General features: G+C 55.5%; 16 protein-coding genes. 8 read left to right on the top strand and 8 right to left on the bottom strand.

Annotated features, from left to right (window positions below; genetic code table 11):
• Positions 1–20: 20 nt before the first annotated feature.
• Genes osmV through CRO19_RS19700 form a run of 4 tightly spaced genes read right to left on the bottom strand, consistent with a single transcriptional unit; the run spans position 21 to position 3,474 of the window.
• The gene (gene osmV / locus CRO19_RS19715) at positions 21–1,157 is read right to left on the bottom strand and encodes an osmoprotectant ABC transporter ATP-binding protein OsmV (RefSeq protein WP_097097367.1); all 1,137 of its coding nucleotides are present in this window, start codon (positions 1,155–1,157) and stop codon (positions 21–23) included.
• A complete protein-coding gene (gene osmW, locus CRO19_RS19710) occupies positions 1,157–1,804 on the bottom strand; it encodes an osmoprotectant ABC transporter permease OsmW (RefSeq protein WP_064738719.1) in 648 nt (215 codons plus the stop codon). The genes osmV and osmW overlap by 1 nt, the downstream gene beginning before the upstream one ends.
• Before the next feature lie 9 nt (positions 1,805–1,813).
• Entirely contained in the window at positions 1,814–2,740 is a 927-nt protein-coding gene (locus tag CRO19_RS19705; protein WP_097097366.1) for a glycine betaine ABC transporter substrate-binding protein, read from the bottom strand.
• 17 nt (positions 2,741–2,757) lie between these two features.
• Positions 2,758–3,474 (bottom strand): ABC transporter permease, encoded by a 717-nt coding sequence (locus CRO19_RS19700; protein WP_097097365.1) that lies wholly within the window; start codon positions 3,472–3,474, stop codon positions 2,758–2,760.
• Between the two features lie 383 nt (positions 3,475–3,857).
• On the opposite strand from CRO19_RS19700, the gene CRO19_RS19695 reads away from it, so the two are divergent.
• On the top strand, positions 3,858–5,318 hold the full coding sequence (locus CRO19_RS19695; RefSeq protein WP_097097364.1) for an MDR family MFS transporter: 1,461 nt from the start codon (positions 3,858–3,860) through the stop codon (positions 5,316–5,318).
• A gap of 31 nt (positions 5,319–5,349) precedes the next feature.
• Here CRO19_RS19695 and CRO19_RS19690 read toward each other — a convergent pair whose 3' ends face one another.
• Complete coding sequence (locus CRO19_RS19690; RefSeq protein WP_097097363.1) at positions 5,350–5,646, bottom strand: DUF1161 domain-containing protein; 297 nt, start codon at positions 5,644–5,646, stop codon at positions 5,350–5,352.
• Between the two features lie 52 nt (positions 5,647–5,698).
• The gene (locus tag CRO19_RS19685) at positions 5,699–6,034 is read right to left on the bottom strand and encodes a DUF1283 family protein (protein ID WP_097097362.1); all 336 of its coding nucleotides are present in this window, start codon (positions 6,032–6,034) and stop codon (positions 5,699–5,701) included.
• Between the two features lie 131 nt (positions 6,035–6,165).
• On the opposite strand from CRO19_RS19685, the gene CRO19_RS19680 reads away from it, so the two are divergent.
• Complete coding sequence (locus CRO19_RS19680) at positions 6,166–6,495, top strand: YnfA family protein (RefSeq protein WP_176519176.1); 330 nt, start codon at positions 6,166–6,168, stop codon at positions 6,493–6,495.
• A 62-nt stretch (positions 6,496–6,557) separates the two neighbouring features.
• Here CRO19_RS19680 and ydfG read toward each other — a convergent pair whose 3' ends face one another.
• Positions 6,558–7,304 carry a bifunctional NADP-dependent 3-hydroxy acid dehydrogenase/3-hydroxypropionate dehydrogenase YdfG gene (gene ydfG / locus CRO19_RS19675; protein ID WP_049852249.1) on the bottom strand — a complete coding sequence of 249 codons (747 nt, stop codon included), beginning with the start codon at positions 7,302–7,304 and terminating at the stop codon, positions 6,558–6,560.
• Between the two features lie 381 nt (positions 7,305–7,685).
• On the opposite strand from ydfG, the gene guaD reads away from it, so the two are divergent.
• From guaD to dcp, 5 genes are all read left to right on the top strand, one after another.
• On the top strand, positions 7,686–9,014 hold the full coding sequence (gene guaD, locus CRO19_RS19670; RefSeq protein ID WP_097097361.1) for a guanine deaminase: 1,329 nt from the start codon (positions 7,686–7,688) through the stop codon (positions 9,012–9,014).
• Complete coding sequence (gene xdhA / locus CRO19_RS19665; RefSeq protein WP_097097360.1) at positions 9,011–10,453, top strand: xanthine dehydrogenase small subunit; 1,443 nt, start codon at positions 9,011–9,013, stop codon at positions 10,451–10,453. Before guaD ends, xdhA begins: the two co-directional genes overlap by 4 nt.
• Positions 10,443–12,809 carry a xanthine dehydrogenase molybdopterin binding subunit gene (gene xdhB, locus CRO19_RS19660; RefSeq protein WP_097097359.1) on the top strand — a complete coding sequence of 789 codons (2,367 nt, stop codon included), beginning with the start codon at positions 10,443–10,445 and terminating at the stop codon, positions 12,807–12,809. The genes xdhA and xdhB overlap by 11 nt, the downstream gene beginning before the upstream one ends.
• Positions 12,796–13,578 (top strand): xanthine dehydrogenase accessory protein XdhC, encoded by a 783-nt coding sequence (xdhC, locus tag CRO19_RS19655; protein ID WP_097097358.1) that lies wholly within the window; start codon positions 12,796–12,798, stop codon positions 13,576–13,578. Before xdhB ends, xdhC begins: the two co-directional genes overlap by 14 nt.
• Positions 13,579–13,650: 72 nt before the next feature.
• Entirely contained in the window at positions 13,651–15,702 is a 2,052-nt protein-coding gene (dcp, locus tag CRO19_RS19650; RefSeq protein ID WP_097097357.1) for a peptidyl-dipeptidase Dcp, read from the top strand.
• Between the two features lie 37 nt (positions 15,703–15,739).
• On the opposite strand, the gene hpxO is transcribed toward dcp, so the two are convergent.
• Positions 15,740–16,897, bottom strand: coding sequence for an FAD-dependent urate hydroxylase HpxO (hpxO, locus tag CRO19_RS19645; RefSeq protein ID WP_097097356.1), 1,158 nt, complete (start codon positions 16,895–16,897; stop codon positions 15,740–15,742).
• 248 nt (positions 16,898–17,145) lie between these two features.
• Here hpxO and CRO19_RS19640 point away from each other — a divergent pair, with 248 nt between their 5' ends.
• The gene (locus CRO19_RS19640; RefSeq protein ID WP_097097355.1) at positions 17,146–17,385 is read left to right on the top strand and encodes a hypothetical protein; all 240 of its coding nucleotides are present in this window, start codon (positions 17,146–17,148) and stop codon (positions 17,383–17,385) included.
• Position 17,386: the final 1 nt, after the last annotated feature.

Raw genomic sequence — 17,386 nt, 5'->3', positions numbered from 1 at the left:
ACTTGATTAACGTTGGTTTATTAAGGATTTAACCGACGACGCGTACGCCCTGAACTCAGATAATCGGCAATGTAATCCTGTGATATCTCGCCGCTGTAGCGTCCCTCTTCATCGACAATCGGCATCCATACCGTGTTGTGTTCATACAGTTTGGAGAGCACCACGCGCAGGTTTTCTTCAGCTTTCCCCGTTACTTTAAACGTATGCAGCATCTCTTCGCAGCGACCGGTGGCTCCGCGTGCTTCACGACGCTTCACAAATCCCAGTGGCTTGCCATCTTCATCTACTACCGTCACCGAACGCATATCGTTATCGTCCATGGTGGCGAAAGCTTCCTGCAGGGGCGTATTACGCTGTACGGTAATGGTGGGCTGTTGATCGGTTACATCGCCTGCCTGCACCAGCAGTAACCGTTTCAGCGTTCGGTCCTGACCGACAAAAGAGCCAACAAAATCGTTAGCGGGTTTGGCTAACAGCTCATCCGGGCTGGCGCACTGCACGATTTTACCCTGACCAAATACCGCAATGCGGTCGCCCAGTTTCAACGCTTCATCGATATCATGACTAACCAGCATCACGGTCTTCTTCAGCTGACGCTGCATCTCGAGAAACTCGTTCTGAATCACTTCTCGGTTGATGGGGTCGACCGCACCGAAAGGTTCATCCATCAGCAATACCGGCGGATCAGCGGCCAGTGCGCGAATCACGCCGATGCGCTGCTGTTGGCCGCCAGACATCTCACGCGGATAGCGGTGCAGGAATTTGGTCGGATCGAGCGCCACCATGCTCATCAATTCCGTGGCACGTTCGCGGCAGCGCTTCTTATCCCAGCCCAGCATACGCGGCACTACGGTGATATTCTCTTCGATGGTCATATTCGGGAACAGACCAATCTGCTGGATGACATAACCAATATTACGGCGCAGGGTCACGGTATCTTGTCCGCTGGTGTCTTCGCCGTTGATCAAAATCCGGCCGCTTGAGGAAGGGATCAGACGATTAATCATCTTCAGGGTAGTGGTTTTGCCACAGCCCGATGGACCGAGCAGCACACACATTTCCCCGGCAGGCACTTCAAGGCTGACGTTATCAACGGCATTAAGCGTAGTGCCGTTCTTTTGCGTAAAGGTTTTCGTCAGGTTTTCCAGTTTTATCATTATCGAATCCCCTTAGGAGTCAGCGCCGACTGCAAACGGTGCAGCAGCCAATCAAGCACAATCGCGAGCAAACAAATCATTAAGGCACCGGCAATCAACATACGCACATCGCTGCCGCTGATACCGTCGAGCAGCTGCAGGCCGAGGCCGCCGGCACCAATCACGGCAGCAATCGCCATTACACCGACGTTCATCACTACCGCAGTACGAATACCGCCGAAAATCACCGGCAGCGCCATTGGAATTTCTACCCAACGCAGGCGTTGCCAGAAGGTCATGCCAATCCCGCGCCCGGCTTCACGCAGACCCGGCGAAAGATTCTCCAGTGCGGTGTGCGTGTTACGTACGATGGGCAGCAGCGAGTAAAGGAACACGGCAGTGATCGCGGGAAGGGCACCGATGCCTTGACCGATCATCGAAAACAGCGGAATCATCAGGCCGAACAGCGCAATGGTGGGAATGGTTAACACGATGGTGGCGATGCCGAGCACCGGCGTTGCCAGCCACTTAAAGCGCACAATCAAAATGCCCAGCGGTACGCCGACAATAATCGCGAAACCGACCGCCACCAGCACCAGCCACGTATGTTGCCAGGTGAGCGTCATCAGGGTGTGCCAGTTATTCATGATGTAATGCAAGGTATCCACAGCGCCTCCTTACAGCATGTTTTTAGATTGAAGGAAATCACGCGCCACCTGTTGCGGTGACTGATGATCAATATCGACACGCTTATTCATCTCGGTAATCGCTTCGTCATTAATCAGGGCCGACAGCTGATTAAGGGCGCTATCCAATCCCGGATGACTTTGCAACACATCCTGGCGCACCACTGGCGTGACGTTGTAACTTGGGAAGAAGTGCTTGTCGTCCTCTAACACTTTGAGTTCAAAACCTTTCACACGCCCATCGGTGGTATAGATCAGGCCGGCATCCACAAAACCATCACGAATCGCGTTGTACACCAGGCCCGGATCCATCTGGCGAATCTGCGGTCGATCCAGCGGCATGTTGTAGGCTTTTTGCAGCGGCTTCAGGCCGTCGGAGCGTCCTGAAAACTCGAGATCCAAACCGAGTTTCCAGTTGTGTTTAGGATCGTTTTTACGTACCTCTTCCAGCTTCGCCACCAGCTGCGACATGGTGGTGATGCCTTCTTTATCCGCGCGGTCACGCTGCATGGCGAACGCATAGGTGTTGTTCATCGGGGCCGGATTGAGCCACACCAAACCCAGTTTGGCGTCCAGCTGTTTCACCGTTTTATAGGCGTCTTCCGTCGACATCGGTTTATTGATGTGATTAAAGATGATCAGCGAGGTGCCGGTGTATTCCCAGGTCATATCAATCTGTTTATTGATCATCGCGTTGCGACCAATGGTGGTGGCGATGTTGGTCTTTGGGATCACCTGAAAACCTTTCTTCTGCAACCACAGGACCGTCATCGCGGACAGGATGTGTTGCTCGGTAAAGCTTTTAGTCGCCATGGTAATCGGTGTTGCGGCGGCGGCGCTTTGGCTGATTGCCAGCGTCGCGGTCAGTGCCAGCGCCGTACGTTTAACCCAGCGCGCCAGCTTATTGGCAGTAGCCATCACAAAACTCCTTGTGTTTAAGCCGCAGAGTGCGGGCTGAGATAACGTCCCAATGCCGCCAGCAGCATATCGAGAATCAGCGCGACCAGAGCGGTAGCGACTGCGCCAAGAATAAGCGTGGGGAAATCATTGAGATAGATGCCGGGGAAGATCAGCTCGCCAAAGCTGCTGGCGCCAATCAAGAACGCTAATGGCGCGGTTCCTACGTTGATGGCGGTAGCGATGCGGATACCGGCTAACATCACCGGCAACGCGTTGGGGATCTCCACCTGGCGCAAACGTTGGAATTTGGTCATACCTATACCATTGGCGGCTTCGATTAACGACGGCGGAACCGCGCTTAAACCGGCAAAAGTATTACGCACAATCGGCAATAGTGAAGCGAGGAACAAGGCAATGAGCGCAGGGCGATCGCCGATACCGACAATCACCATGGCCAGCGCCAGAACGGCCAGCGGCGGCAGCGTGTTACCTACGTTGAAGATTTGCATTACATATTCAGCCCAGCGACGGGCGAACGGACGACTAAGTAAGATACCGCTGGGAATCCCGACCAGCAGCGCAAAGAACATCGACCAAAACACTAAAAACAGATGCTGCTGTCCGAGATAAACCAAATCTTCCCGGCGATCGCGCAGCGTATTTAAACCCAGCCCCCATACCAGCAGAGCAATCACCGCGACAATCGCGAGCAGAGCCAGCCCCGCGCGGCGGGCGAGCGATGCATTTTGCATAGCCAGTGTCTCCCTGATTCGAAAAATCGTTCGATATGCTTATGTCATTCCCAGGATGGTGGCGATGTGAGCCATACTCACACACGAAAATCCTTCACCCCGTCAAATTGCAGTTAAAATGACTGTTTGCTAATGCTTTTTCAGCGAATAACTGGAAAGCACCGTTTAGAGCTATAGCAATGCTTGTCGAATAGCGCCAGTTTTTACGGCAAAATCAGACAGATAGAAATCACAGGAAATCACAGCGAACCCGCGTGGAATAAGGCATCATCCGACAATAAAAAAAATTCATCGAAATGCGTGACGCCGTCACAAATAGGCGCACGCAGAGGAAACTGCTATTACGAATTTTCAGCTAGCCTTGTTAGAAATTAGGGAGACGTATGACTGAAACTGCAGAATTGAATACGGAACATCGCCATTGGATTCTCATCGGCTGCATGCTGGCCATGTTTATGGCGGCGATTGAGGTCACCATCGTGGCCACCGCGATGCCGACGATCATTGCCGATCTCGGCGGTTTTTCGCAGTTTGGTTGGGTGTTCTCCATCTATCTGCTCACCCAGGCGGTAAGCGTGCCGCTGTATGGCCGCCTGGCGGACATGTGGGGCCGTAAACGGCTGCTGTTTATTGGTGTTACGCTGTTTTTGCTTGGCTCCATTCTCTGCGGATTTGCTCACAACATGACGTGGTTAATTCTGTTCCGTGCTTTTCAGGGCCTGGGCGCGGGCGCCATTATGCCGCTGACATCGACCATCGTTGCCGATGTCTATTCTCCGCGCGAACGCGCCAGCGTTCAGGGCTGGCTCTCCAGCGTGTGGGGTATTGCCGCTATTATTGGACCACTAAGTGGCGCATGGCTGGTCCAGCACTTTAGCTGGTCGGTGATTTTTTGGGTCAACGTGCCGATTGGCGTGCTTTCGATGCTATTGCTGGCGCGGTTCCTGCCAACGCGTGAGCACCATCAGGATTCCGCACTTAATCTCACTGGCAGCTGCTGGCTGATGATATGTGTAACGGCATTATTAGTCGCGCTGCTGCAAGCGGAAGTGCTTGGCTATTGGTTATTGCCGTTCCTGGCGCTGGCGCTCATTGCCGCATGGCGCTTAAAACATCATGAACAGCGCGCCGATGCGCCCCTTTTTCCGCTCGAAATTTGGCGCAGTCGCCTCATCGTCGCGGGTAACGTGGGCAACCTGATCATAGGTGCCACCATGATGGGCATTAGCGCATTTTTACCCACGTGGATTCAGGGCATCACCGGCGGCACGCCGCTGCAGGCGGGCAGCGCATTAGCAATGATGTCGATTGGTTGGCCGCTGGCAAGCACCTTGAGCGGCCGATTGATGCTGGTGACGTCGTATCGATTTACCGCACAAATGGGTGCACTGCTGCTGATTGCGGGCAGCGCGTTACTGTTACTGCTGCGCAGTGATAGCTCCATTATGCAGGCCGGTTTTACCGCGTTTGTAATGGGGACCGGCATGGGAATGACCAGCACGACCTTTTTGGTATCGGTACAGAACCACGCGCATTATGACATTCGCGGCATTTGCACCGCGTCGATCATGTTTAGCCGCATGATAGGGTCGGCCATTGGTACCGCTTTGATGGGGGCGGTGCTCAATCTCAATCTGTCACTGCGTTTGCCGCAGGCAGACGATCCGATGCAGAAAATCATGTCGCACGAAAGCCGTCAGGCGCTGCCAGAGGCGACGTTGCATGCCTGGACTGGGCAAATTGCCACCTCATTACACTGGGTGTTTGTCGTATCGCTGTTGATTGCGCTGTTGACGTTGGGAGTGGCATGGCTGATGCCGCGCCAGCGGCCGGAAGCGGAGTAAAAGCAGGGCGGCCAGGATGCCGCCCGAAAGATTATTGCGCTGAGCTATCCTGAGAACTGCCTGCGCTGTCTGGCACGCTGCTGTCAGCATCATGGCCATTTTTCTTGTAAACAATCTTCTGTGTGTCATTTTCACAATGACCAACCACCTGACCACCAGCCTGATCGGCTTGATCGTTGGGGACAATATCAAGCGTGAAGTCCGCTTCAGCGACGCCGTTATTGATAATTTTTTTGCTGATATCCGCTTTAACACTTTCACACGATGCCTGTGCTAACACCGGAAGAGCCAGCATGGCCATCAGCAGAACTGCATTACGTTTTTTCATCATTCACTCCTTTGGTAAGAATTCCTTTGCAAACTATAGCAGCGATAACGCATTAGGGCGCAACGGGGCGTCCGGTACGACGATCAAGGCAACGCAGCGTGTTAGGTTCCCAATAGGCGTTAACGTTGTAACTTTTCTCGCACGAATCACGCGTATCAAAGGCTTTATCCGCTTTGTCGAACTCTTTCTCAACGCGGGTATTGACCTTGTTACGCAGATTTTTTGTGTCGTTCCACTGCTCTTTGCTTTGACGCGCTGCTTCATTGCTGGACGCACTGTTGCCATTTTCAATAATCAGGCGATCGGTATTTGCAGAAGCCAGCGGCGCGGCCAGTAATGCGCTGGAGGTCAGCACGGTTACCAGCAGGGTGGAATACAGTTTTTTCATCTTCATTTCCTTCAGTTTAACACCAGCACAGCCGGGATCATGGCTGTAACAACCATGGACGCTAGTATATCATCGCTGCTTCTTTGCTCACCAGCGGTGAGCTATTTGTTTAGGTTAGAGAGAGATTTTCCATGCTGGTGAAAACCACGTTGCTGTTTTTCATTACAGCGATTGCGGAAATTGTCGGGTGCTTCCTGCCGTGGCTCTGGTTAAAGAAGGGCATGACGGCCTGGCTATTGCTGCCAGCGGCGGCGAGTCTGGCGCTGTTCGTTTGGTTATTGACGCTGCATCCAGCGGCAAGCGGACGCGTCTATGCGGCCTATGGCGGCGTGTATGTGTTGACCGCGCTAATCTGGCTGCGTGTGGTAGATGGCGTGAAACTGAGTACCTGGGATTGGGTCGGCGCGCTGGTGGCGTTTAGCGGTATGCTGATTATTGTGGCCGGTTGGGGACGCGCTTAATTTGGTAGGGTCGCCATTTATGGCGACCTGGTGCGCATGAATGCGCACCCAACGAAATCACATTAACCTTTATGCACCTTCAAACCTGCGGTGGTTTGCGTTACGGGCATAATCTCCAGCGTATTAATGTTGACGTGTTTTGGCAGCGTGGTCACCCAATAGACCGCTTCGGTGACATCTTCTGCCGTCAGTGCGGTGGTGCCTTCATATACCTGTTCCGCTTTACCATCATCGCCTTTAAAGCGCACGTTAGAAAACTCGGTGCCGCCAACCAAACCTGGCTCAATATCGGTTACGCGCAGCGCGGTGCCGTGCAGATCGGTACGCAGATTCAGGCTGAACTGACGCACGAACGCTTTGGTCGCGCCATAAACGTTACCGCCTAAATAGGGCCAGCTGCCGGCAATCGAACCGATATTCACAATATGCCCCACGTTGCGCTCAACCATCGCTGGCAGCACCGCGCGCGTCATATACACCAAGCCTTTGTTGTTGGTGTCGATCATATTTTCCCAGTCTTCAATATTGGCTTTATGCGCCGGTTCAACGCCCAGCGCCAGGCCGGCATTGTTCACCAGCACATCAATATCGCGCCATTCGGCGGGCAGGGCAGCAATCACTTCGTCGATGGCGGCACGATTGCGCACGTCCAGCTGCACGGTATACAGATTGTCGCCCAGCTCCTCTTTCAACTCTTTTAAGCGCTCAGCGCGACGTCCGCTGGCGATCACCTTGTGACCTGTAGCAATGAAGCGGCGGGTGATACTTTGACCAAAACCAGCAGTTGCGCCAGTAACAAAAATAATCATCTCACTGTTCCTTAAACGATTTCAGGTTATCAGCCACACCTTAGCATTAACCTTGAACCCATGCTCATGAAAACCAAAAGCAAGCTGTTGCAGGATTTTGCCTGCACGTTGAGAGTGCAATCGCGCACCACAAAGACGCATGTCATCGAGCTTTGTACGCGCTCAATGAAGCAAAACTCAGCGCAATGGTAGATAGCAACCGTTTGCCACCATAAGCAATCGGTTGCGCATACGATTGCAGTATCAGCTTGACACAAAAACCAGTCTAATCAACTTATTATATTGAATTTAAACAGTATTTTTTGTTCTTTGCGTTGGCATGCGCTTTGCAAACTATCTTTAAGCCATTACCTGCACATTAAAAAGCACCAAGGAACCGTTATGCCTTACGCATCCGAAACGCTGCTGCGCGCCAGCTTCTTTGATATCACCGCTCTGGCCGCGCAGCCGGACGACATCGCCGCCAACGCACGCTATCTCGAAGATGGCTTATTAACGCTGCGCGACGGCAAAGTGGTCAGCCTCGAAAGCTGGCAGATCGCGGAAGGGCGCGTCAATCCAGCAGAGGTTACCGATCTGCGCGGCAAACTGATTGTGCCGGGCTTTATCGATACCCATATTCATTACCCGCAAACTGAGATGATTGGTGCCTTCGGCGAGCAGTTACTCGAATGGCTGAATCACTACACCTTCCCGGCGGAAAGCCAATATCACTGTCCCGATCACTCAGCAAAAATGTCGGCGTTCTTCCTGCAACAGCTGTTATCAAACGGCACCACCACCGCGCTGGTGTTTGGCACCGTGCACAAACAGTCGGTGGATGCACTATTTAGCGCGGCGCATCAATTGGATATGCGGCTGATTGCCGGCAAAGTGATGATGGATCGCAATGCGCCGGAATACCTGACTGAAACGCCCGAACAGAGCTACCAGCACACGCGAGAACTGATTGAACGCTGGCATCAACGTGGTCGCCTGAGCTACGCGCTCACGCCGCGCTTCGCGCCGACATCCTCACCGGAACTGCTGGACAAAGTGCGTCAGCTGCGCGAAGCGTATCCAGACGTGTGGATGCACACGCACCTGAGTGAAAACCAGCAGGAAATCGCCTGGGTAAAAGCGCTGTTCCCGGAGCGTGACGGATATCTCGACGTCTACCATCATCACCACCTCACCGGCAAACGCAGCGTGTTCGCCCACTGTTTGCATCTGGAAGATAAAGAGTGGCAATGCCTGCACGACACCGATTCATCGATTGCGTTCTGCCCGACCTCAAACCTGTTTCTCGGCAGCGGCCTGTTCAATATCAAACGCTGCTGGCAGCAGGGCGTGCGCATGGGCATCGGCACCGATGTCGGCGCTGGCACCACCTTTAACCTGCTGCAAACGCTCGGCGAAGCCTACAAAGTCGGTCAGTTACAGCAGTACAAACTGAGCGCCTGCGAAGCGTTCTATCATGCCACCCTGGGCGGCGCGCACGCGCTCGATCTCGATGACGTCATCGGCAACTTTAATCCCGGTAAAGAGGCCGATTTCGTGGTGCTCGACCCGGCGGTTTCGGCGCTGCAGAAGCTGCGCCATGCCAATAGCAAAGATATCTGGGAGCGCCTGTTTGTGCTGATGACGCTGGGCGATGACCGCAACATCGCGCAGACCTGGGTGAGCGGCAAACCGGTATGGCAGCGTGAAAGTGAGGAGCAAATCGCATGATTCAGTTTTTACTCAACAATCGTCTAGTGACCGAACACTCGCTGGATCCCAACCTCACCGTGCTCAACTACTTGCGCGGCCAGCAGCAGCGACGCGGCACCAAAGAGGGCTGCGCCTCAGGGGATTGCGGTGCCTGCACCGTCACGCTCGGTAAGGTCGTCGATGGCCAGATGCACTATCAGGCGGTCAACAGCTGCCTGACACTGGTCAGCAGCCTGCAGGGTAAGCAACTGATCACCGTGGAAGATCTTAAACAGGGCAGCGAACTGCACAGCGTGCAGCAAGCGATGGTGGATTGCCACGGATCGCAGTGCGGTTACTGCACGCCGGGCTTTGTGATGTCGCTGTTCACCCTGCAAAAAAACAGTGGCGGCTGGAATCGTCATCAGGCGGAACAGGCATTAGCGGGCAATCTCTGCCGCTGCACCGGTTATCGTCCGATCATGGAGGCCGCGCAGCAGGCATGTGAACACGCACATGCGGATGCGTTCACCGCCAACGCCGCCTCGCTGGTGCAGCGTTTACAGGCGCTCAGCAACGATGACGTGCAGATTATTGAAGCCGATGGCAGCCGCTGTTATCTGCCGAAAACCGTGGCGCAGCTCGCCGATCTTTATCAGCAGCATCCCGAGGCACGTTTAGTGGCGGGCGGCACCGATCTGACACTGCAGATCACCCAGCAATATCAACGCCTGCCGCTGTTAATTGCGCTTGAGCAGGTTAACGAGCTGAAGGTTTGCCACGAGGATCATGACCATATTTATCTCGGTGCCGCCGCGTCCTTGCAGCAGTGCTACCAGTTTCTGGCGCAGCACATCCCGGCGTTTAGCCGCATGCTGGAGCGTTTTGCCTCGCTGCAAATCCGCAATCAGGGCACGCTGGGCGGCAACATTGGCAATGCATCACCGATTGGCGATTGTGCGCCAATGCTGCTGGCGTTGAACGCGCAGCTGGTTTTGCAGCAGGGCGAACGGCAGAGAAAAGTTCCGCTCGATCATTTCTTTACCGCATATCGCCAAACGGTAATGCAGCCGGGTGAGTTCATTCACAGTATTACTATTGCCAAAGTGACGGTGTCACCCAACTTTGCCGCATGGAAAGTGGCGAAACGACTGGACGATGATATTTCCGCCGTGTTCGCCGCCATCAATCTGCACATCAGTAATGATGTGATTGTGGAAGCGCGTATCGCCTTTGGCGGCATGGCGGCAACACCGAAACGCGCGCTGGCAGCGGAAACAGCGCTGCTTGGCCAGCCGTTGAATCTCACCAGCATCGAAAAAGCCTGTACCGCGCTGAGCGTTGATTTCCAGCCGCTGAGCGACTTCCGCGCTAGCGCTGATTATCGCCTGCAGGTGGCACGCAATCTGCTGCGCCGCTATTACGCGCAAGCGTCTGGCGAGCTGACCATTACCGAGGTGTCGCGCTATGTCTCATAACCGCCCGGAACTGAATGAAACCCTGCTGAAAACGCAGTTCGCCACCGGCATGCAAAGTGGCGTGGGACGCAGCAACAAACATGAAAGTGCCGACAAGCACGTCTCCGGTGAAGCGCTGTATATTGACGATAAGCCGGATTTACCGGGATTACTGCATCTCTGTCCGCGCCTCAGCGAGCACGCGCACGCGCGCATCCTCAAGCTGGATGTGCAACCCTGTTACGCGGTGCCGGGCGTGGTCAGCGTATTGACCTGGCGCGATGTGCCGGGTCTCAACGATGTTGGGCCGCTGGAGCCGGGCGATCCGCTGCTGGCGCAGGACAACATCGAATACTTCGGCCAAATTGTGATTGCCGTCGCGGCCGACTCACCGGAAGCGGCGCGTGCCGGCGCTGCGGCAGCGGTCATTGAATATGAAGCACTTCCGGCGGTACTCGACGTGCGTGAAGCACTGGAACAGCGCTTCTTTGTGCAGCAGCCACATGTTCATCAGCGCGGTGATGCGGAAGCCGCGCTGGCGCGCGCGCCTCGGCGAATCAAGGGCGAGTTTCATATCGGCGGCCAGGAGCACTTCTATCTGGAAACCCAGACGGCGCTGGTGATTCCTGGCGAAGACGACAGCCTGCAGGTGTTCTCCTCCACGCAAAACCCCACCGAAGTGCAAAAACTGGTGGCGGAAGTGATGGGCATCACCATGAACAAAGTCACCATCGATATGCGCCGCATGGGCGGTGGCTTTGGTGGCAAAGAGACGCAGGCGGCGGGCGTGGCCTGTTTATGTGCTATCGCCGCACGGCAATTGCGTAAACCGGTGAAGATGCGTCTGGCGCGGCGCGACGATATGCAAATCACCGGCAAACGCCACCCGTTTTTTGTACGTTACGACGTCGGCGTTGATGACGATGGGCGCTTCTGCGGCGTGAAAATTGATTTGGCCGGCAACTGCGGCTATTCGCTCGATCTCAGCGGATCGATTGTCGATCGCGCGATGTTTCACGCCGATAACGCCTATTACCTGGGCGATGCGCTGATCACCGGCTATCGCTGCCGCACTCACACCGCGTCTAACACTGCTTATCGCGGCTTCGGCGGCCCGCAGGGCATGGTGGCGATTGAGCAGATCATGGATCACATCGCGCGGGAAATGGGACTGGACCCGCTTGAGCTGCGCAAACGCAACTATTATGGCAAAACCGATCGCAACATCACCCATTATCACCAGCAGGTGGAAGACAATCTGCTGGATGAGATGACCGCCCAACTCGAAACCAGCAGCGAATATGCGGCACGTCGCCGTGAAATAAGCGCCTTTAACGCCAGTAATCGTTTGATGAAACGTGGGCTGGCGCTGACGCCAGTGAAATTTGGCATCTCCTTTACCTCCAGCTTCCTTAATCAGGCTGGCGCGCTGATTTTGATATACACCGATGGCACGGTGCAGCTCAATCATGGTGGCACCGAAATGGGTCAGGGGTTAAACACCAAAGTGGCGCAGATTGTGGCGGAAGTGCTGCAAATCGATATCAGCCAGATTCAGGTCACCGCCACCGATACCGGTAAAGTGCCGAATACCTCGCCAACTGCCGCCTCAAGCGGCGCCGATCTCAACGGCAAAGCGGCGCAGAATGCCGCGCAAATCCTGCGCGATCGCATGACCGAGATGCTGTGTCAGCAGCATCAATGTGCTGCTGACGCGGTGAGCTTTAGTAACGGCATTGTGCGCGTTGGTGAGAAGCACTTTACTTTTGCGCAGGTGGCACAGCTTGCCTGGCTTAACCAGGTGCCGCTCTCTGCCACCGGCTTCTATAAAGTGCCGGGTATCCATTACGATCGTGCCGCCGGCCGCGGCAAACCGTTCTATTACTTCTCTTACGGCGCCGCCTGCTGCGAAGTGTTGGTCGATACCCTGACCGGTGAATACCGCCTGCTGCGCGCCGATATTCTGCATGATGTGGGCGCCTCACTGAATCCCGCTATCGATATCGGGCAAGTGGAGGGCGGTTTCGTGCAGGGCATGGGCTGGCTCACCTGCGAAGAGCTGGTATGGAATGATAAGGGCAAACTGCTCACCGACGGTCCGGCCAGCTACAAAATCCCGGCGATCAGCGATGTGCCGAGCGATCTGCGCGTCACGCTGGTGGAGAATCGCAAAAATCCGCAGGACACGGTGTTCCATTCGAAAGCCGTTGGCGAGCCGCCCTTTATGTTAGGCATTGCCGTGTGGTGTGCATTGCAGGATGCCGTCGCCAGCGTCGACAACTATCGCCGCCATCCGCAGCTGGATGCACCGGCCACGCCAGAGCGGGTGTTCTGGGGGATTCAGCGCTTATCAGGAGCAGAGCATGATTTATCATGACTGGATCAGCGTGCTGCACAGCCTGCGCGAAAAGCGCGAAAGCTGCGTGCTCATCACCGTGCTCAGCGAGCGTGGCTCGGTACCGCGCGATCGCGGCAGTAAGATGGTGGTAAGCGCCAGCGATACGTTTCTGACAATTGGCGGTGGTCATCTTGAGTACCAGTGCATTGCGCAAGCGCGTGCCATGCTGCAGCAGCGGTGCACGCAACCGCGCAGTGAAGAGTTCGCGCTGGCCGCACGTCTCGGCCAGTGCTGCGGCGGTCACGCCACGTTGCTGTTTGAGCCGCTGATGCAGCATCAGCCGGAAATTCACCTGTTTGGTGCCGGTCATGTTGGCCAGGCGTTGGTGAATTTACTGGCCACCTTGCCGTGCCATATCACCTGGATTGATAGCCGCGCCGCACAGTTTCGCACGGTACCGGCTGGCGTCACGGTGCGCCAGGTCGACGATCCAATCGACTGTGTGCAGGAAGCCGCACCTGACAGTTACTTTGTGGTAATGACCCACGATCATCCGCTGGATCTGGCGCTCAGCGAGGCGATTCTGCGCCGCGGCGATTTCCGCTATGCCGGGGTGATTGGCTCGGCGACGAAAGCCCAGCGCTTTCGCTATCGGCTGGAGGGCAAAGGCATTGCTGCCGAATCCGTTGCACGCCTGCGCTGCCCGATTGGTTTAGCGGATGTGAAGGGTAAGTTGCCAGCTGAAATTGCGGTGGCGGTGGCGGGCGAAATCATCAGCGTTTATCAGCAGCAGGCGATAAGTTGTTGAGAGAGGTGGAAACTGCCAGGATAGAAACATCCCGCCGCCGCCGTGCGGCGTTGCTGATTATCAGGAGCGATAATGACTTCACGAGCCAATCCGTTTTTCACCGCCAGCCGTTTGCCGTATCAAACGCCACCCTTTGATCAGATTCAGGAAGACGATTTTCTGCCTGCGCTAGAAGCGGGCATTGCAGAAAAACGCCGCGAAGTGGCGGCAATCGCCAACAATCCGGATGCGCCAGACTTTGCCAACACCTATGAGGCGCTGGAGCGCAGCGGTCAGCTGTTAAAACGCGTCAATCTGGTGTTTGGCGCGATGACCTCTGCCAATACCAGCGATCGCCTGCAGGAAATCGACGAACAGATTACGCCGCAGCTCACCGCGCTGAACGATGAAATCTGCCTTAACAGCCAGCTGTTCGCCCGCCTCGATAGCGTGTATCAACAGCGCGGTTCGCAGTGTCCGGATGCCGAAGCGATGCGTCTGGTGGAAGTCACCTGGCAGCATTTCCAGCTGGCGGGCGCTAGCCTGAGCGAAGCCGATAAAACCCAACTGCGTGCCTGCAATCAGGAACTGGCGAGCCTCAGCACGCGCTTTGGCAACAAGCTCTTAGCCGCCACCAAAGCGGGCGCCTATGTGGTAAGCGATGTGCGGGCGTTGGCAGGATTAAGTGAAGACGATCTGGCGCACGCCAAAGCCGCCGCCGAAGCGCGCGGTTTACACGGTGAATGGCTGATCGCCCTGCAAAACACCACCCAGCAACCGGCCTTACAATCGCTGGAGGTACGCGCCACGCGTGAAGCGTTGTTCCAGCAGGCACTAACGCGCAGCGAGCAGGGCGATGATAACGACACGCGCGCCATCGTGTTGCGCATGGCGCAGCTACGCGCTCAGCAGGCGAGCTTGCTCGGATTCAAAACCTATGCCGAATGGAGCATGCAGGATCAGATGGCAAAAACGCCAGATGCCGCGTTTGCCTTTATGCGTAACATTGTGCCTGCCGCGCGCGCACGCGCAGAACGCGAAGCCGCTGATATCCAGCGCGCCATTGAGCAAGCGCATCACCGTTTCCCGCTGCGCGTCTGGGACTGGAATTTCTATGCCGAGCAGGTACGCAAAGATAAATACGCGCTGGATGAGAGCCAAATCCGCCCTTATTTCGAGCTGAACAACGTGCTGGAGAAGGGCGTGTTTTGGTCCGCCAGCCAGCTGTTTGGTATCCGTTTTAGCCAGCGTCACGATCTGCCGGTTTATCATCCCGACGTCAACGTGTATGAGATTTTCGATGCCGACGATACACCGCTAGCGCTGTTCTACACCGATTTCTTCAAGCGCGATAACAAGAGCGGCGGCGCGTGGATGAGCAATTTTGTCGACCAAAGCACGCTGCTCGGCAGCAAGCCGGTGATCTACAACGTCTGCAACTACACCAAGCCGCAGGCTGGCCAGCCGGCGCTGCTGAGCTGGGACGAAGTGATTACGCTGTTCCATGAATTTGGTCACGCGCTGCACGGTTTATTTGCGAACCAGCGTTATCCGAGCCTGTCCGGCACCGCCACGCCGCGCGATTTTGTCGAGTTCCCGTCGCAGATCAACGAGCATTGGGCCAGCAACGAAGCGGTGTTTGCTAACTATGCGCGTCACTACCAAAGCGGCGAGGCGATGCCTGGCGAATTGCGTGACAAGATGGTGCGTGCCGCGAAGTTCAACAAAGGCTATGACATGACCGAGCTGCTGGCCGCGGCGCTTCTGGATTTGCAGTGGCATTCGCTCACGACCCAAGATAATCCGCAGGACGTGAGTCACTTTGAACTACAAGCGCTGGCGGCGGAAAACATCGCGCTGGCGGCGGTTCCGCCGCGTTATCGTTCCAGCTATTTCCGTCACATTTGGGGCGGCGGTTATGCGGCCGGTTATTACGCCTATATCTGGACGCAGATGCTGGCCGATGATGGCTATCAGGCCTTTGTTGAACGAGGTGGATTAACACGCGAAAACGGCCAGCAGTTCCGCGACCATATTCTGTCGCGCGGCAATAGCACCGACCTGCAGCATCTGTGGCTGGCCTGGCGCGGCAGAGAGCCGGAGATCGGCCCGATGCTGAAAAACCGTGGTCTGGAGGACGCGTAACGATTGTTTGTAGGGTCGCCATTCATGGCGACCCGGTTCACCCGAACGGCCCGCCTTCAATGGTTTCGATCATTCCGGCCAGCACGCGCTCGCCGGTTTCGTTTTTCAAATCCGCGTACCACGCCGCGGTCACTTCAGCATCTTTCGCATGCGTCACATCGCAGCGCTTGCGCGCCTTAAGGACCAGATCTTTGGTGCGATCCACGCGCCGTGCTTCGTAGCGTAGCAGCGCATCCTCAATCCCCAGCGAATGCGCTGCCAGCGTCTGCGCCAGCACCACCGCATCTTCCATTGCCGCGCAGCCACCTTGCCCGATATCCGGCGTGGTGCTGTGCGCTGCATCGCCCAGCAAGGCCACGCGACCTTTGACGAAACGGCTGAAGGGTTCGATATCGTGAATTTCTACCCGATTAGTGGTTTGTGGATTGAGGCTTTCAATCAAGCGTTGCACCGGATCGGCCCAGCCGCTGAAGTAGCCTTTAAGATCGTTTTTCAGCGTGGAACGATCTTCCGGTAAGCCTTTCGGCAGGGGGACATCGAAGAAAAAGTAGAAGCGATTGCCGCTAACCGGCATCAGCGACACGCGTTTGCCTTCCCCAACAAAAGTGGTCCACTGATCGGCAGGCGCGATGGTTTCATCAATGGTCACCAGACCGTTCCAGTTAACGTAGCCGGCATAACGCCGCTCCACGCTCTCGCCCAACACATAGTGACGGATCACTGAATGCGCACCGTCAGCGGCAATCAGGAAATCGCCCTCGGCCTGGCTGCCATCATCAAACCAGGCGGTGACGCCTTGCTCGGTTTGCTCAACCTGGGTCACGCGCTTGCCGAAGCTGATACGCGAACGACCGTAGGTGTCGATTAGCATTGCCTGTAATTCGGCGCGTGCCACCGGGTAAGGATATTCACCAACCTGTTGCACCAGCGGCGTCATGCTGAAGCGGGTGAGCGTATGGCCGCTGTGCGCATCGTTGTAAGCCATATACGCCATGTTGCCGCCCAGTACGCGCAGCGACGCTTTCATGCCTAATGCATTGAGGCATTTAACGCCGTTTGGCCAGATAGAGATTGCCGCACCCACCGGCTTCATCTCTTTCACTGCTTCAAACACCGTTGTATCAAAACCCGCTTTCTCCAGCGCAATAGCGGCACTCATCCCACCAATGCCCGCACCAATGACAATCGCTTTCATATTTATCTCCTTTGCTATGCCTTAGAGATTGCAACTTTTGTACCAGTTATGTTTATGGAGAAAATTATCGATATCATTTTGATTTATAAATGATAATTCAGTGTTTATCTCGGCGTGCTGCACGGTAAGGGAACGGCCTGGTGCACCTTATCAGGGCAAGCTGCGCATTTTTGTGAATCAAAGGTTTCAGCATGGTAATTGGCCAGGGAACAGCCATACTGATAGAACCTTTCTGCGAGGACTTACTCATGAAGTGGATAATGGCTTTTACGCTGCTATTCAGCGCTAGCGTGCTGGCGCAACCGCAATGGCAGCCGGAGAGAAAAGCGCCGGTAGTGCAGCTAACGCCAATTGCCGCGAAGTGCGATGTGTCGGCGTGTCAGCAAAACTGCTACGTGCAGCAATCGCAGTGCAAGAACGACAACGGAGGCGGCTGCGGCTCGCTGGCACAAATTTGCGTACAAAACTGTTCCAGTCAGTGTCGTTAAG

It is taken from the genome of Candidatus Pantoea floridensis, assembly GCF_900215435.1.
GTDB lineage: Bacteria > Pseudomonadota > Gammaproteobacteria > Enterobacterales > Enterobacteriaceae > Pantoea > Pantoea floridensis.
This window is presented reverse-complemented; position numbering and strand designations above follow the sequence as displayed.

Coding starts and splice junctions, on each gene's coding strand:
- xdhA (WP_097097360.1), top strand. CDS start 9,011: ATGATTCAGTTTTTACTCAACAATCGTCTAGTGACCGAACACTCGCTG.
- CRO19_RS19705 (WP_097097366.1), bottom strand. CDS start 2,740: ATGGCTACTGCCAATAAGCTGGCGCGCTGGGTTAAACGTACGGCGCTG.
- xdhB (WP_097097359.1), top strand. CDS start 10,443: ATGTCTCATAACCGCCCGGAACTGAATGAAACCCTGCTGAAAACGCAG.
- CRO19_RS19680 (WP_176519176.1), top strand. CDS start 6,166: ATGCTGGTGAAAACCACGTTGCTGTTTTTCATTACAGCGATTGCGGAA.
- dcp (WP_097097357.1), top strand. CDS start 13,651: ATGACTTCACGAGCCAATCCGTTTTTCACCGCCAGCCGTTTGCCGTAT.
- osmV (WP_097097367.1), bottom strand. CDS start 1,157: ATGATAAAACTGGAAAACCTGACGAAAACCTTTACGCAAAAGAACGGC.
- CRO19_RS19685 (WP_097097362.1), bottom strand. CDS start 6,034: ATGAAAAAACTGTATTCCACCCTGCTGGTAACCGTGCTGACCTCCAGC.
- ydfG (WP_049852249.1), bottom strand. CDS start 7,304: ATGATTATTTTTGTTACTGGCGCAACTGCTGGTTTTGGTCAAAGTATC.
- xdhC (WP_097097358.1), top strand. CDS start 12,796: ATGATTTATCATGACTGGATCAGCGTGCTGCACAGCCTGCGCGAAAAG.
- CRO19_RS19690 (WP_097097363.1), bottom strand. CDS start 5,646: ATGAAAAAACGTAATGCAGTTCTGCTGATGGCCATGCTGGCTCTTCCG.
- guaD (WP_097097361.1), top strand. CDS start 7,686: ATGCCTTACGCATCCGAAACGCTGCTGCGCGCCAGCTTCTTTGATATC.
- CRO19_RS19695 (WP_097097364.1), top strand. CDS start 3,858: ATGACTGAAACTGCAGAATTGAATACGGAACATCGCCATTGGATTCTC.
- hpxO (WP_097097356.1), bottom strand. CDS start 16,897: ATGAAAGCGATTGTCATTGGTGCGGGCATTGGTGGGATGAGTGCCGCT.
- CRO19_RS19640 (WP_097097355.1), top strand. CDS start 17,146: ATGAAGTGGATAATGGCTTTTACGCTGCTATTCAGCGCTAGCGTGCTG.
- CRO19_RS19700 (WP_097097365.1), bottom strand. CDS start 3,474: ATGCAAAATGCATCGCTCGCCCGCCGCGCGGGGCTGGCTCTGCTCGCG.